At 51.9% G+C, this 15,231-nt stretch carries 11 protein-coding genes and 2 tRNA genes; 5 read left to right on the top strand and 8 right to left on the bottom strand.

From position 1 onward, the window contains the following. The first annotated feature begins 20 nt into the window (after window positions 1-20). The 3 genes from IVG45_RS19635 (at window position 21) to trmB (ending at window position 2,358) form a co-directional block, all read left to right on the top strand. Complete coding sequence (locus tag IVG45_RS19635; protein WP_196435448.1) at window positions 21-773, top strand: DUF5765 domain-containing protein; 753 nt, start codon at window positions 21-23, stop codon at window positions 771-773. Window positions 774-776: 3 nt separating this feature from the next. Continuing rightward, on the top strand, window positions 777-1,448 hold the full coding sequence (locus tag IVG45_RS19630; protein ID WP_196435447.1) for an NAD(P)H-dependent oxidoreductase: 672 nt from the start codon (window positions 777-779) through the stop codon (window positions 1,446-1,448). Between the two features lie 220 nt (window positions 1,449-1,668). Then, window positions 1,669-2,358: a tRNA (guanosine(46)-N7)-methyltransferase TrmB gene (gene trmB / locus IVG45_RS19625; protein ID WP_196435446.1), complete on the top strand. Its 690-nt coding sequence runs from the start codon at window positions 1,669-1,671 to the stop codon at window positions 2,356-2,358. 20 nt (window positions 2,359-2,378) lie between these two features. Here the strand turns inward: trmB and IVG45_RS19620 are convergent, their stop codons facing one another. Then, window positions 2,379-3,641 carry an amidohydrolase family protein gene (locus IVG45_RS19620; protein ID WP_196435445.1) on the bottom strand — a complete coding sequence of 421 codons (1,263 nt, stop codon included), beginning with the start codon at window positions 3,639-3,641 and terminating at the stop codon, window positions 2,379-2,381. A gap of 113 nt (window positions 3,642-3,754) precedes the next feature. Continuing rightward, window positions 3,755-5,716, bottom strand: coding sequence for a TonB-dependent receptor (locus IVG45_RS19615; protein ID WP_196435444.1), 1,962 nt, complete (start codon window positions 5,714-5,716; stop codon window positions 3,755-3,757). 249 nt (window positions 5,717-5,965) lie between these two features. Between IVG45_RS19615 and IVG45_RS19610 the strand changes: the two genes are divergently transcribed. Together IVG45_RS19610 and IVG45_RS19605 are read left to right on the top strand one after the other, a co-directional pair. Continuing rightward, the gene (locus IVG45_RS19610; RefSeq protein WP_196435443.1) at window positions 5,966-6,934 is read left to right on the top strand and encodes a helix-turn-helix transcriptional regulator; all 969 of its coding nucleotides are present in this window, start codon (window positions 5,966-5,968) and stop codon (window positions 6,932-6,934) included. A gap of 166 nt (window positions 6,935-7,100) precedes the next feature. Continuing rightward, window positions 7,101-8,573: a lipopolysaccharide biosynthesis protein gene (locus tag IVG45_RS19605; RefSeq protein WP_196435442.1), complete on the top strand. Its 1,473-nt coding sequence runs from the start codon at window positions 7,101-7,103 to the stop codon at window positions 8,571-8,573. 139 nt (window positions 8,574-8,712) lie between these two features. Here the strand turns inward: IVG45_RS19605 and IVG45_RS19600 are convergent, their stop codons facing one another. The 6 genes from IVG45_RS19600 to clpX all read right to left on the bottom strand — a co-directional run bounded on the left by IVG45_RS19600 (window position 8,713) and on the right by clpX (window position 15,170). Further along, window positions 8,713-10,578, bottom strand: coding sequence for a SurA N-terminal domain-containing protein (locus IVG45_RS19600; RefSeq protein WP_196435441.1), 1,866 nt, complete (start codon window positions 10,576-10,578; stop codon window positions 8,713-8,715). Between the two features lie 98 nt (window positions 10,579-10,676). Beyond that, window positions 10,677-10,753 (bottom strand) — tRNA-Asp (locus IVG45_RS19595). 6 nt (window positions 10,754-10,759) lie between these two features. Then, window positions 10,760-10,835 (bottom strand) — tRNA-Val (locus IVG45_RS19590). Between the two features lie 13 nt (window positions 10,836-10,848). Next, the gene (locus IVG45_RS19585; RefSeq protein WP_196435440.1) at window positions 10,849-11,121 is read right to left on the bottom strand and encodes an HU family DNA-binding protein; all 273 of its coding nucleotides are present in this window, start codon (window positions 11,119-11,121) and stop codon (window positions 10,849-10,851) included. Between the two features lie 209 nt (window positions 11,122-11,330). Further along, window positions 11,331-13,745: an endopeptidase La gene (gene lon, locus IVG45_RS19580; RefSeq protein WP_196435439.1), complete on the bottom strand. Its 2,415-nt coding sequence runs from the start codon at window positions 13,743-13,745 to the stop codon at window positions 11,331-11,333. Window positions 13,746-13,895: 150 nt separating this feature from the next. After that, window positions 13,896-15,170: an ATP-dependent Clp protease ATP-binding subunit ClpX gene (gene clpX, locus IVG45_RS19575; RefSeq protein WP_196435438.1), complete on the bottom strand. Its 1,275-nt coding sequence runs from the start codon at window positions 15,168-15,170 to the stop codon at window positions 13,896-13,898. Between the last annotated feature and the right edge of the window lie 61 nt (window positions 15,171-15,231).

Genomic DNA, 15,231 nt, shown 5'->3' with positions numbered 1-15,231 from the left:
AATAACTAGAGGGTATTGCAATGTGTTGGAGTGGAGAAGCGTCCGGCGTTTTAGCCGCCGCCGGTTTAACGACTGCCGTATATGTGGCTTATAAAGGTGAATCCAAGGAACTGTGGATTCCGTTGACTTATTTTGCCTTGATGGAGTTATTGCAAGCGGCAACCTATGTTTACATCAACCTCTGCGACAATCCCAACAATCAGGTATTGACCTTACTGGGCTATTTGCATATCGCCTTCCAGCCGTTTTTCGTCAATATGGTGGCGATGTACTTCATCCCGGAAAGCGTCAAGCTGAAAATCCGCACCACCGTCTATACCCTGTGCGCGATCAGTTCGCTGGCGATGCTGATCAAGATGTATCCGTTCGCCTGGGCCGGCGAATGCGTACCCGGCGTGGAAGGTTTTTGCGGCGCGCAAACCTGCTCGGTTTCCGGCGCGTGGCACATTGCCTGGCAAATGCCGTTGAACGGCCTGATGTCTCAACCGGTTGAATGGTTGTTCGGCTTTAACTGGGGCTTGCATGCGTTTTCTTACATTTTGGCGGCGTTTTATCTGCCGCTGATGTACGGTTCCTGGCGTTTCGTGGCTTTTCATTATTTGATCGGACCATGGATTTCCGACGTCACCACCGACGATCCTAACGAATATTGCGCGGTATGGTGCTTGTTCTCGATTGCGCTGTGCGTATCGGTGATCAAAACCCCGATCAGAAAACATCTGCACGTCAAAAAATGGCCGTTTTATCACCGCGAAGTTGGAGACAGTTTGTAAGCCATGAGTATCGACAAACAAGCCATCATCGACGCATTCCGGTTTCGCCATGCCTGCAAGGAGTTTGACGCGACCCGGAGCGTCAGCGACGATGATTTCGAGTTTATTCTGGAAACCGCCCGCTTGTCGCCCAGTTCCTTTGGCCTGGAGCCGTGGAAATTTCTGGTGGTGCAAAACCGGGCGTTACGGGAAAAAATGTTGCCCCATGTTTGGGGCGGCCAGAAACAATTGCCTACGGCCAGCCATCTGATCGTCACCTTGATTCGTAAAGCCGTGTTCATGCGTTACGACAGCGAGTATGTCCAGGATTTTATGCGGACTGTGCAGAAGTTTCCGGAGGATGCGGCGCTTGCCCGCAGCGCGATTCTACAAAAATTCCAGCGGCACGATTTTGCGCTGCTGGACTCTGAGCGGGCGATGACCGACTGGAGCGGCAAACAAACCTACATCGCATTGGGCAACATGATGACCGCCGCGGCGATGATCGGTATCGATAGCTGTCCGATCGAAGGCTTCGAGCAAGCCGCCTTGGAACAAATGTTGGCGGACGAAATGGCGATCGACTTAAACGCCTGGGGACTAGCTTATCTGGTCGCCTTCGGTTACAGAAAAGGCGAGCCGGCTAGGCCAAAAACCCGGCAACAACGAGATGCCGTGGTGCAGTGGTTTAGGTAAATTAATCGCAACTCAAGGATATACGAACGCTGACGCACTACCCTCCAAGGATGGTGATAGGGCCATCCACGGGCCATGGACGCCCAGCCCCAACCGGGATGGTGACGTGTATTTAGCTCAAAGGAACTATTCAGCGCGAAGCACAACTTATATACAATTCGAACGCTGGATCACCCATTGTTATCCACCCTGTTTTACCCGGCCAACCATCGTTATGCCCATGACCGAACCCAAAAAAATCGACCCTGCCCGTATCCGTAGTTTCATCCGCCGCCAAGGACGCGCCACCGCCGGCCAAAAACAGGCGTTGGAGAATCATTGGGATAAGTATTGTTTGCCGCCGCAACAGGCTTTCGATGCAGAACAAACCTTCGGCCGACGAGCGCGGCTGATAGTCGAGATCGGATTCGGTAATGGCGAGAGCCTAGCGGCGATGGCGGCGGCCAATCCGGATTTGAATTACCTAGGTATCGAGGTGCATCGCCCCGGCGTCGGCCATTTGATCATGCTGCTGGAACAACGCGGCATCAACAATGTCAGGATTTATCACCACGATGCGATCGAGATTCTGGAGCAGAAAATCCCCGATTGCAGCGTCGCCGGCGTGCATCTGTTTTTCCCCGATCCCTGGCACAAGCGCCGCCACCACAAACGCCGGATTGTTCGCCCCAGTTTCCTCGAACTGTTGAATAAAAAACTGGCGACCGGCGCTTATTTTCACGCCGCTACCGACTGGCACGACTATGCCAAGGACATGCTGGCTACCTTGGCCACCGACACGGGCCTAAAAAACGCTAGCCCGACCGGCGACTATTGTCCTCGCCCCGACTACCGGCCGTTGACCAAGTTCGAGAATCGCGGCCTGAATCTGGGGCATGGCGTCTGGGATTTGATTTTCACCAAAGTTTAAACAATCACGATTATGGCGGTTCAATCCGCATCGGCAAAGCGGTTGACTATCACCTTACCGCCCGAAACCACCAGCTCCGGATATTCCAGCAATTTCAGATTTTGCAGCGGATCGCCCTTCACCGCGATCAAGTCCGCCGGCGCTCCGGGCAGCAAGCTGCCGAGCAGCGGTATGTTCAGATATTGCCCGGCCGTGGAAGTGGCGGTACGCAATACATCCAACGGCCGCATGCCGGCGACATGCACCAGATACATTAACTCCTGGGCATCGATACCCCAGGGAATGTCGGGATGCGCGATTTCCGCGCCATATAAGAACTCTCCGCCCAATGCCGCCAAACGCCTGACATTACTGATCACGCCCGGACATTTCGACAGCGTGTCGATGGTTCCGACGATTTTGACCTGTTGCGCCACCGCCTGCTGCAACAAACTATCCGGCAGCGCTTCGCAAGGTGTGTGAGCCCATTCGTCTATGCCGGCATTCAGGGCGATTCGGGCGCCCTTCTCCTCGGCAATATGCGTGGAAACCTTGCGCCCCAGTTTATGGGCTTCGTCGACGATGGCTTTCACCACATTTTCCGGCAACAATGGCCAGGCCGAGGGTTTGTCCGCCGAACCGTGAGCTGACGAGGACTGATGAGGTTGCTGGGCAGCCTGTGCTTGCACATGATGCGAGCCATGCTCGTGCGCATGACCGGACGACCACGGCGCCCCGGCCTCCCCACCCGGCTCCAAGGCCACCTTGATTATGACCGCGCCACCTTCAACCAATTTACCCACGATGTCCCTTGCCTGCTGTTCGGTGGAAACCGGCACCGCTATATCGCTTTGTCCCAGACTGGGAATCGGGTATCCGTCGGCCGCCGTGATGATGGGGCCGGATGTCATCAAGCGCAGACTCCCATCCCCACCATGAGGCGCATGTAAAGGACCACCGACATCGCGTACCGTGGTGATGCCGTGCCTGAGCACAATTTCGGCCGGTACCTGCCGAAAACTCAAATGGGCATGTAATTCGATCAAACCGGGCAGCAGCGTGGCATCGCCCAGATCGATGCGGACAGCCTCGACGTCGTTAAAGGCCGCGCGGTTGTCGATGCGCGAAACCCGGCCATCGACCAGCAAGACCGCCGCATCGTTTCGCAGGCTGTAACCATCGAATACCCGAGCGGCACCGATCAACAGACTTTCAGCCTTGGCAAAAGCGGGCGAACCGCTTAATGCTCCGATCAGCGCCATTAGAATAAAAATACGGCGGCGAAGTTTAGTGGATATAGTCATCAATAACGGATAGTTAATGTTGTAGTGGCCGATGAAAATGAGGCGGCTCGATTTTAACGAGACCGCTCTATTGGCATAGGGGCTGTTGATATTGCCCCTGCGCTCTCTTGAGATCAAAAACTGGCGGAAATACCGATTTGCCCCCAGCGTCCCGGCATCGGATAGCCAGGCCTATAGCTGTAATCTCGGCTCAACAGGTTTTCGGCGGCAATAAACACTTCGCCGTCCTTGCCCAACGCCGGAATCGGATAGGATGCTCGGGCGTTCAGCACGACAAACGAACTGACGGTCTGGGTGTTGGCCCCTGGCCCACGGCCACGATTCAACGTATAGATTTCCGATTGATACTGGGCATCGAAAGCCAACCTAACCTTTTCAATCTGGCCGTTGATACCGGCAGTCACGGCCCTGGCGGGTGTATAGGGCAGATTGTCTACGCTGGGGTTGAGCAAGGTCAGGCCGGCAAACACATTCCAGTCTTCCGTGATGCCTTGTTTGATCGAGCCCTCGAAACCGCGCATGGCGTATTCACCCAGATTCAGGAAGGTCGGGTTGAAACCCGAGCCATCGGCAAACTGGAAGATATAGCGATTTTTGACCCTATCGTTAAACACGCTCAGATCTAGCTCGGTAGAATCGAACGGCATCAGTTTGACGCCGACTTCGGCATGTTGCACTTCCTCCGCTCCCAACTTTTTCCAGGATTCGCCGAAAAATGCCGGCAAATAAGCGGTCAAGGTTGGCGCTTCCAGGCCGGGATAATTGATACCACGCGAAAAATTGGCGAATACGGTAACCCGCTCGGAGACCAAAGAAATACCTGCATGCGGCGAGGAAGCCGAATCGAATTCGCTATGGTCGTAATACCTGACACCCGCCGACGGCACCAGCGACCAGCTTTTATTAAGTTCGAAGGTCTGACTCAGAGCCACGAACGGCGATGTGACGCGGAAAGTCGGCGTATCGAAGCTAAAACTTCTGACCGTATCGATGTCGGTCACCCGGCCTGAATTCCAGTCGCTATCGACGCCGGCCGTGATTTCACCGCCATGCCAGGGTGCGAATTGTTCCTTCCAGCGCAAACCGTACATGTCAAAACTGGACAAGGTGTCGGTCAAGCGTCCAGTGTCATTGTTGACGTAACCCAGCCAATTGCCCTCGCCGGTGTTGGTATACAGTTTCAAATCACCATGCCAATCGCCGTGTTGGTGCGACAAATCGAGCGAAACCAGGCCGGCTTCGGTGTTGTAGCGCGGATCGACCGCCGGCTTGGGCAGTCGATTGTCACCCGGATCGCCAGCCTGGTTATTGGTATAGAGAAAATGGCTGCCGATGGCCCAATTTTCGTTCAGTTGATAGCCTATCCGGCCCATCACATTTTTCAATTCTCCATCGGCATTGTCGCGATGGCCGTCGGATTTGGCATAGCCCTGCGCCAGCATGAAATCCAGGTCACCCTGCTTGCCGGTGATGTCGGCTTGTTCGCTGATGGTGGAATACCAACCGCCGGACAAGCGGCCGTGACCGTGAATGCCGTCTTCGGTGGCGCGCTTGGTGTCCAGATTGATCGAGGCGAAATTATTGCCGTTGATGTACGGCTGCGGGCTTTTATAGGTGGTAATCGATTGCATGCCGTTGATCGGCAGCAAATCCAGCAACGGATGGCCCCACACGCCCATGTAGAACGGAATGCCGTCGATATAAGTCTTGATCTCGCTGCCCGGACGGCTATGCCCCATGCCGCGGATGAAGACGCCGCCGCCTTCGTTGCCGCCGAAAGCGCCCACCGGATTGAATCGCGTAATCTGCACGCCCGGCGTGCGGCGCAAGGCCGAGGCCAGGTCGACGGCGTTTTGGTCGCGCAACTGTTCTTCCGTCACAATGGCGGACACGTCGGAAAACTGATCCAAATGTGTTTCCTCGATGATGGGACTGGCGACGACTTCGGTAGTATCCAGTTCCCCGGTGAATTCATCCGCCATAACGGCGGCCGAACCGGCGCTCAGCAAGAGTATCGGCAAAGTCTTGCTCAATTGTAAAAACGAAATAGGCGTAAGGGCGACAGAACGGTTCATGGTGCTTCCAAAGTAACTATTGGTAGCGAATATATAGCTTTGTCGCCGGGTTGTTTTATGGGCAAGGGAATATTACGAATGGCAAACGGATTTTTGTATGGGATATGCCGTGTTTTTTTCGATTCGTAATGGCAAATGACGGTGCGTCTCTATCTGGCGCGGCATAGCACCCAGTCAAAGCTTGAGCCGTCGATGCGGCGCACTTATTGCTTGGTATAAAAGCCGATCGAACAAATCACAGGTGACGAAATGCAGCAGAAACCAACGGCGCCAAACTCAGTCTGGCGTATTCCCAGCGACGAATTGCCGGCCGAGTTTCTGCCGGACGACGGCTGCCTGTCTCACGGCTTGCCCGTAACCCTGGGCCACGGCCAATCGAAGATTTTCAAGTTGGATCGCGATTTAAGTTACATCGAAACCCAGTACAGCCCTAAGCGGAATCTAGCCGTGTTGAGCCGGATGGATACTCAGCAGCCGCGCATGGTGGTGACTTTGGGGCTGAAAGGCCGCTCGCGCTTTGCGACCAATCAACATGACGGCGTCGTATTTAAACAAGGCTACACCACGATTACCACCTTCAATTCCAGCGATGGCTACCGGGAATATGAAGGTGATCAACCGGTCACGCAATTACGTTTTTCGATGAACCAAGACTGGCTGGAACGCCATTTTGGCGTTGGCGTGTTTAGCGGAATTTTTCAAGACAAATCCATGCGGGTGATCAGTCATCAGCCGATTTCGGCGGCCACCATCATTGCCGCGCGAAGCTTGCTTGGCAACTCCGTCGCGGTTAAAGCCCGGCCATTATTCAGGCAAGGCCAAGCCATGGCGATATTGGCCAGCGAACTGAGTCACTTGCTCGGCGGCGACCGGCAACGATCCGCGCGGATAACCCAAAGGGATAGACAAATAGCCGATTTGGCGCGCGATATTCTTTCCGCTGAGTTCAAAAGTCCACCCTCGGTGGAAGAACTCTGTCGACGGGTGGGAACCAATCAATTCAAATTAAAGCAATTATTTCACCAGTGTTTCAGCACCACTCCGTATGGTTTGCTGTTGGATATCCGGATGGAAAAAGCCTATCAATTATTAAAATCCAGCCATTGCCCAGTTGGCATAGCCGCCGAGTCGGTAGGCTATCAGCATGCCAGCAATTTCAGCGCGGCATTTGCCAAATATTTCGGCTTCCCTCCCAAGCAACTTTGCCGGCGGGAATGAGGCTAGTCTCTACGTTTTCATTGCCGGATATGCCAACACAGACCGCCAGGACCGGATAACTTTTAGCGGACGCTAAAGAAACCGGTTAAATCGGACTAAAATAAGCCGCTTTTATGCTTGTCCGGACCTAGTCTGTCCGGCCGACCTTTCCTAGGAATCAAAGCGCTTGAATCCGTTACGCCAACTCATCTCCCAAACCGCGATTTATGGCCTGAGCAGTATCCTGGGCCGCTTTTTGAATTATCTCCTGGTGCCTTTGTACACCTATACCTTCAGCGCCGGCGAATACGGCGTGGTGTCGGAGTTTTACGCTTATGCCGGTTTTTTTGCGGTAGTCTTGATATTCGGCCTGGAAACCGGCTATTTTCGCTTCCGGCAAAAACCGGAATATACAGATCAAGCGGTCTATAACAGCACCCTGGGTTTCTTATTGCTTATCAATCTGGTGTTTGTGGCGGCGGTGTTTTACTGGCAACAAGCGTTAGCGGCCTGGCTACGCTATCCAGACCACCCTGAATATCTGTTGTGGTTTGCCGGCATTCTGGCTCTGGACGCCATCACCGCCCTGCCCTTTGCCCGGTTGCGGGCCGAAAATCGGGCCTGGCGCTTTGCCGGTATCCGAATGGCTGAGATTTTTATCACCATCGCCCTGAATCTGTTTTTTTTGCTGTTGTGTCCTAAGCTTTTAGCTTGGTGGCCTGACTCAATCCCGGCCAATGTTTACGACCCGCAATTGGGAGTTGGATACATTTTTCTATCCAATCTACTGGCCAGCGGCTGTAAATTGCTGCTGCTGCTGCCGCAGTTTCGAGGCATACCACTGCAACTCGATCCGCGCGTGCTGTTGCCCATTTGCCGCTATTCGCTGCCAATGGTAGTCATCGGCTTTGCCGGCATGATCAACGAAATGCTGGACCGGGCAATCCTAAAAGTCATGCTGCCCTACGATGTACCCACCAATCTGAAAATGTTGGGGATTTACGGCGCCTGCTACAAATTATCGATCCTGATGAGTCTGTTCGTGCAGGCTTTTCGCTATGCCGGCGAGCCTTTCTTTTTTTCCCATGCCGGCCGGGCCGACGCCAAACGCACCTACGCTCTGGTGATGCAATACTTTGTCATCGCCGGCATGTTCATTTTCCTGCTGGTGATGCTGTACATCGATTTGTTCAAATATTTCATTGGCGAAGAGTTTCGCGCCGGATTGGAAGTAGTCCCGATTTTACTGCTGGCCAATTTGTGCCTGGGGATTTATGTCAATTTGTCGATCTGGTACAAACTCAGCGACCGCACAGGCATGGGCGCCTGGGTGTCACTGGCGGGGGCCGTGATAACCGTGGCGCTGAACGTCCTATGGATTCCACGCTGGGGTTACCTGGGCTCGGCCTGGGCCACGCTGGCTTGCTATGGCTTTATGGTCGGCCTATCCTGGCTGCTGGGACGGATTTATTACCCGGTGGCTTATCCGCTAGGCAAAATTTCCGGATATATCGTCTTGGGCTTGGGTTTGTATTTTGCCCATCGTTATTCGCTGGCCGAGTACCACTGGAATGTCTGGATTAGCGGCACATTGGGATTGGTGGTTTATTTGTTGGTGGTGGTGGCGTTCGATATCCGGCCTTTAATGCGGCGGCGTTGAGCAGAAGGATATTGTCGGTCAAGTGCCATCCTCTCAATAGCACACCAGCTATTGAGAGAAGTCGAACACGGGACAGAATCCACGCCGGCGGGCTCAAGTCGATCAAACCTTGACCCACCGGCGTTTTCAGCTTACGGAATTATGGCTTTTGCGCTTGAATCGTAACATCGGCATTCGCTTGCAGTTGATTCAACACCGCTTCAAATTGGGCTTTGCCAAAAGCGGTCGCCATGTTTTTTTCTATCAGCGCCTGCTTGGCCTTGTCGGCATCCGTCATCGTACCTTCGCTGACACGCTGAATGCTGGCCACGATCTTGCCGCCCGAAGGCTCATCGATCACAACCACGCTAGGCCGATTGGCTTGTGGCTTTGGCGCCCGGAAAATGGCTTGGTTAACCGTGGGCTCCACCTCTGCTGTGTTACGCATCAAGCCCGTGACTTTTTTCACCGTCAACTTAGCCGCTTGCGCCGCCTCGGCCAGACTTTTCCCGGCCAACAATTCATCCTTGATTTTATTGGCGCTTTCAATCGCTTTATCCTGAGCTTTTTGTTTTTGCAATGCAGCGGCCACATCATTCCTCACATCCTTCAGCTCTTTATTGGCCGCCGGTTGATGAGATTGCATACGCAGCACCACTAGCTTATCGCTGCCGATTTCGACCGGCTCGCTATTGCTACCTTTCAAGACATCTTCGGAAAAAGCCGCCAGACGTACCTTTTCATCGGAAGCGACACCCTCACCGGCATTTCGGGTAAACGCTTGAGTTTGCTTGATTTCGGTTCCGAGCAACTTGGCCGCGGCGTCCAGGCTACCGGGATTTTCGTAGCTCACTTCGCTCAACTTTTCCCCCAACTCGCCAAACCGGCTTTCAGCCTGCGCTTTTTTATAAGCTTTTGTCAGTTCGGGTTTAACGGCTTCATAAGACTTAACTTCCCCTGGAACCAATTCAGTGACCTTGATCAGATGGTAACCAAATGCCGATTTAACCGGCGCGGATACTTCGCCAAGCTTTAACTGGCTGGCGGCATCTTCGAAGGATTTTTCCATGACACCGACATTAAATAATCCCAGATCGCCACCGTTTTTCGCGGTGAGTTTGTCATCGGATAACTCGGCGGCCAATCCGGCAAAGTCTTTAGTGGCTAATTCTTGTTTGGCTTTCAATGCCTTTTGTAAGGCCTGCTCTTCACCGGCGTTATCCTTGCCAAATGCAAACAGGATATGGCTGATCTTGCGCCTTTCGGGGTTGCTGAATTGCGCCTTCTGCTCTTCGTAATAGGCTTTCAATTGCTCTTCCGATGCATCGACATCATTGGCGAGCATATCCAAGGACAATTCCACATATTGAACCGAAACCTGCTCATCCGTCTGATATGCATCCTGATGCTGCTGATAATAAGCAGCTATCTCTTCTTCGGAAGGCGCACCGACAGCAGCCAAAGGAATGGTCAGGTATTCGACATCCCGTTTTTGATTCTGAATCTTGAAAAAACCGTCCACTTCGGCCTTGGTAACAAATCCGCTGTCGACAATCGCCCTCTGCACCTGCTCCATGATCAGGGCTTTTTTGATCCGCCCCACGAATTCGTCGGACGACATACCTTGCGAACCTAGCAGGGTTTGATATTGGGTTTTATCGAATTTACCGTCTTTCTGGAAATATTCCAGCGACTGAATGAAGTCTCTGGCGCTTTCGTCGGTCACGACTAAATTCTGGTCTTGGGCATATTGCAGCAGCACCTCGTCTCTAATCAACTTTTCCAACGCTTGTTTTTTCAGCATGTCTTCGTCAAATTTCATGCCGGCCAGATTCTGAGCGAATTGCTGATAGGCCTGATTAACATCGCGTTGATAAAAGTCTTTATCGCCCACGGTAACCACCGGCGCTTCCTTGCCACCCCCTAGATAATTCTGGATACCCCATAAACCGAAAAGCACACAAATCAGCACTAAAATGATCGACGCAAATACGCCTTGCACCTTTTCTCTAATCTCTAATAGCATAGCTCTGTCCTTAAACAGCATTTAGCCTGACCATCCAGGCGATAAAAAATTAACACGCAAAAAAAAACCTCGAACCATTCGGCCCGAGGTTTCTGTTTTGGCGGAGCGGACGGGGCTCGAACCCGCGACCCCCGGCGTGACAGGCCGGTATTCTAACCAACTGAACTACCGCTCCTAAGTCTGGTGGGTGCTGAGGGGTTCGAACCCCCGACCCTCGCCTTGTAAGGGCGATGCTCTCCCAGCTGAGCTAAGCACCCGACTAAAGAAATGCTAGTTTACAGCATCTTTTAAAGATTTACCAGCTTTAAATGAAGGAATTTTTGCGGCCTTGATAGTAATCTCTTCACCGGTTTGCGGATTGCGGCCTTTACGTTCGGCTCTTTCTTTCACTTCAAAGGTGCCAAAACCAACCAAGGCAACTGAATCGCCTTTTTTCAGTGCTTCTTCAACAGATTTGATAAAACCATCTAAAGCACGGCCGGCGTCGGCTTTTGTCAATTGAGATGCCGAAGCAATAGCATCAATCAGTTCCGATTTATTCATTTATTTCCCCTTAGGATGTCGTTGTATTAATTATGAACTAGCAAACAAGTCATTTGAATGCGCCACTAACAGGCTCGCCCCCACTCCTATTGATAGCCACCTTCTTGCGAGAAGGTGGGACTTTATATCAACGGGAAACAAGCCATGTCAAGCACTGAAATAGCCGAAAGCCCCGGTTTCCAAGGTTTTCAGAAATATTAACCACAATTTTAGTGCGCAACAACCGTTTGCGGCTTGGCATCATTTTTAGCGCTTGGGGTATCCGCCCTGTCGACCGCTGTAACCGCGATAGGAACCGGCATATTCTGCAAGGCAATCTCCAATACCTCATCGATCCAGCGCACGCATTTGATCGTCAGATTGCTTTTGACATTTTCCGGTATTTCGGCCAAGTCTTTTTCGTTTTCGGAAGGAATAACAACTGTTCTGATGCCGCCCCGATGGGCCGCCAACAGTTTTTCCTTCAACCCGCCGATAGGCAACACTTCCCCGCGCAGGGTAATCTCACCGGTCATCGCTACATCGGCCTTGACCGGAATTTTAGTCAAGGCCGAGATAATGGCCGTACACATACCGATGCCCGCGCTGGGCCCGTCTTTTGGGGTAGCCCCTTCCGGAACATGAATATGGATGTCGCTTTTTTGGAAAACCTCTTTATCGATACCCAACACATCGGCACGGCTTCTAACCACGGTAACCGCGGCGTCGATGGATTCCTTCATCACATCCCCGAGTTTACCGGTAGCTTGTTGCTTACCCTTGCCCGGCATCACGGCGGTTTCGATGGTCAGCAATTCACCTCCCACTTCGGTCCAAGCCAATCCGGTAACCTGGCCAATCTGATCATTATCCTCGGCCATGCCGTAACTGAAGCGCCTGACACCCAGGTACTTATTCAAATTTTCCTTGTCGACGCAAATCTTGTCTTTACCTTTTTGCAACAGCAAATCCTTCACCACCTTGCGGCAAATTTTGGATATTTCGCGTTCCAGGCTACGCACACCGGCTTCCCGTGTGTAGTACCTAATAATATCCTTCACCGCCAATTCGGAAATTTCGATTTCGGATTCAGCCAAACCGTTATTTTTGACCTGCTTCGGAATCAAAAAACGCAGGGCAATATTAATCTTTTCGTCCTCGGTATAACCAGCCAAACGAATCACTTCCATTCTATCCATCAGCGGCGCGGGAATATTCATGGTATTGGCCGTCGCCACAAACATTACATCGGACAGATCGAAATCCACCTCCAGATAATGATCGGAAAAGGTGTGATTCTGCTCCGGATCGAGCACTTCCAGCAAGGCCGAAGCCGGATCGCCGCGGAAATCAGCAGCCATTTTATCTATTTCATCCAGCAAAAACATAGGATTACGGGTTTTGATCTTCGACAAATTCTGCAAAATCTTGCCGGGCATCGAGCCGATATAGGTACGCCTGTGACCACGGATTTCCGCTTCGTCCCTAACGCCACCCAAGGCCATGCGCACGTACTTACGGTTGGTAGCCCGCGCAATGGATTGGCCCAATGAGGTTTTACCCACCCCCGGCGGCCCAACCAAGCACAAGATCGGCCCCTTCAACTGCTTGACTCGTTGTTGTACGGCCAGGTATTCCAAGATGCGTTCCTTGACCTTCTCCAAACCATAATGCTCGGATTCCAACACCTGCTCCGCCACCTTCAAATCGTGTCTAACCTTGGTTTTTTTCTTCCAAGGTACATTGACCATCCAATCGATATAGTTGCGCACCACGGTGGCTTCCGCCGACATCGGCGACATCATTTTCAACTTATTCAGTTCAGCCATGGCCTTGGTTTTTGCCTCTGCCGACATGCCGGCCGCGGCAATTTTCTTTTCCAGTTCTTCGACTTCGTTGCTGGCCTCATCCATCTCGCCCAGTTCTTTCTGAATCGCCTTCATTTGCTCGTTCAGATAGTACTCGCGTTGGTTTTTTTCCATTTGTTTCTTAACCCGGCCACGGATTTTCTTTTCCATTTCCAGAATATCCACCTCGCCTTCCATCAACGTCATCAGGTTTTCCAGGCGTTTGGCCACATCGACCATTTCCAGCATATTCTGTTTTTCTTCCACCTTCAGCGCCATATGGGCCGCCATGGTGTCGGCCAGCCGGCCCGGGTCGTCGATACCCGCCAGTGAATTTAATACTTCGGGCGGAATTTTATTGTTTAGCTTGACGTACTGGTCGAACGAACTGATAGCCGTGCGCTGCAACACATCCATTTCCTGCTCGTCGATAGTCAATTCATCTTCAAGCTCGGCGACGCTGGCGGCGCAATAACCATCAAACTCTTGATATTGAAGCACCGAGCAGCGATGCGTGCCTTCGACCAGAACCTTGACCGTACCATCCGGCAGTTTCAACAGCTGCAAAATATTGGCCAGCGTGCCCACCTTGTACAAATCATCAAATTCGGGCTCATCAATATCCGCTTGTTTTTGCGCGATCAATAGAACCTGCTTATCCTGCTTAATCGCCGCATCCAGCGCGTCTATGGACATTCCCCGCCCGACAAACAGCGGAATCACCATGTGCGGATACACCACGACATCCCGAAGCGGCAGTACGGGGATAAGATCGTCTTTACTTTTTACGTGAGTCATTTGAGTTGTGTCCTTTGGCGGGAAAGCAATTTAACTGCAATCCTATATGAGGACGATCAAATAGAAAACAAGTTTCTTCGTCGAAAAGGCAAAAAAAGGGGGGATTGCAAAGCAATCCCCCCTTTTTTTCGACAAATACAGCCCAATTGTTTACGAATCGGAAACAGCTCGTTTGAGTTCCGGCTCATAAACCAAAATGGGTTCCGACTGGCCGAGTATCACGCCTTCATCAATCACGACTTTGGCGATATTATCACTGGACGGCAGTTCGTACATGGTATCCAGCAATACGTTTTCGACGATAGTCCTCAAACCACGAGCACCGGTTTTCCGCTCCATGGATTTACGGGCAATGGCGGCCAACGAACCGTCTCGAAACTCCAGTTCAGCACCTTCCATTTCAAACAAATGCTTGTATTGCTTGATCAAGGCATTTTTAGGCTGGGTCAGGATTTGTATCAACGCCGCCTCGTCCAGTTCGTCCAGCGTGGCAACGACGGGCAAGCGTCCGACAAACTCCGGAATCAAGCCGTATTTGATCAAGTCTTCGGCGCGCACGTCGGCAAAAATTTCACCGACATTTTGATTGTCGTCCTTGGCCCTAACTTCGGCGGAAAAACCGATACCGCCTTTTTCGGTGCGACTCTTGATAACGCGATCCAAACCGGCAAAAGCACCGCCGACGATAAACAAAATATTGGCGGTATTAACCTGCAAAAATTCCTGCTGCGGATGTTTGCGGCCACCTTGCGGCGGCACGGAAGCGACGGTACCTTCGATCAGCTTCAGCAACGCCTGCTGCACGCCTTCACCCGACACATCGCGAGTTATCGAAGGGTTATCCGACTTGCGGGAGATTTTGTCTATTTCATCAATATAAACAATACCGGATTCGGCCTTTTCGACATCGTAATCGCATTTTTGCAGTATTTTCTGGATGATGTTCTCAACATCCTCGCCCACATAGCCAGCCTCGGTCAGCGTGGTGGCATCGGCGATGGTAAAGGGCACATCCAGTAATCTGGCAAGCGTTTCGGCCAATAGGGTTTTGCCCGAACCGGTCGGTCCGATCAACAAAATATTGCTTTTTGCCAGTTCAACATCGCATTTCTTGCTATTGCTGCGTAGACGCTTGTAATGATTGTAAACAGCCACCGCCAAAATCTTTTTGGCGTTTTCCTGGCCGATCACATAATTGTCCAACTCCAGCTTGATTTCCTTAGGCTTAGGCAAAGCCCCACTCCCGACCGAGCTCTCGTCCTCCAGCAGTTCGTCACGAATAATGTCGTTACAAAGCTCAACACATTCATCACAAACATACACTGACGGTCCGGCGATCAGCTTTCTGACTTCATTTTGGCTTTTGCCGCAAAATGAACAGTAAAGCAGTTTATCTTCGTCCTTACCTTTTTTGTCTTTACTCATGGACAGACCCCGAGGTAATACATTGCTTCGATAGCTAAAGAATATATCAAAATAATCAACT

The organism is Methylomonas sp. LL1 (genome assembly GCF_015711015.1).
Classification (GTDB): Bacteria; Pseudomonadota; Gammaproteobacteria; order Methylococcales; family Methylomonadaceae; genus Methylomonas.
The sequence above is the reverse complement of the archived record's forward strand: the minus strand, read 5'-3'. Positions and strand labels throughout refer to the sequence as shown.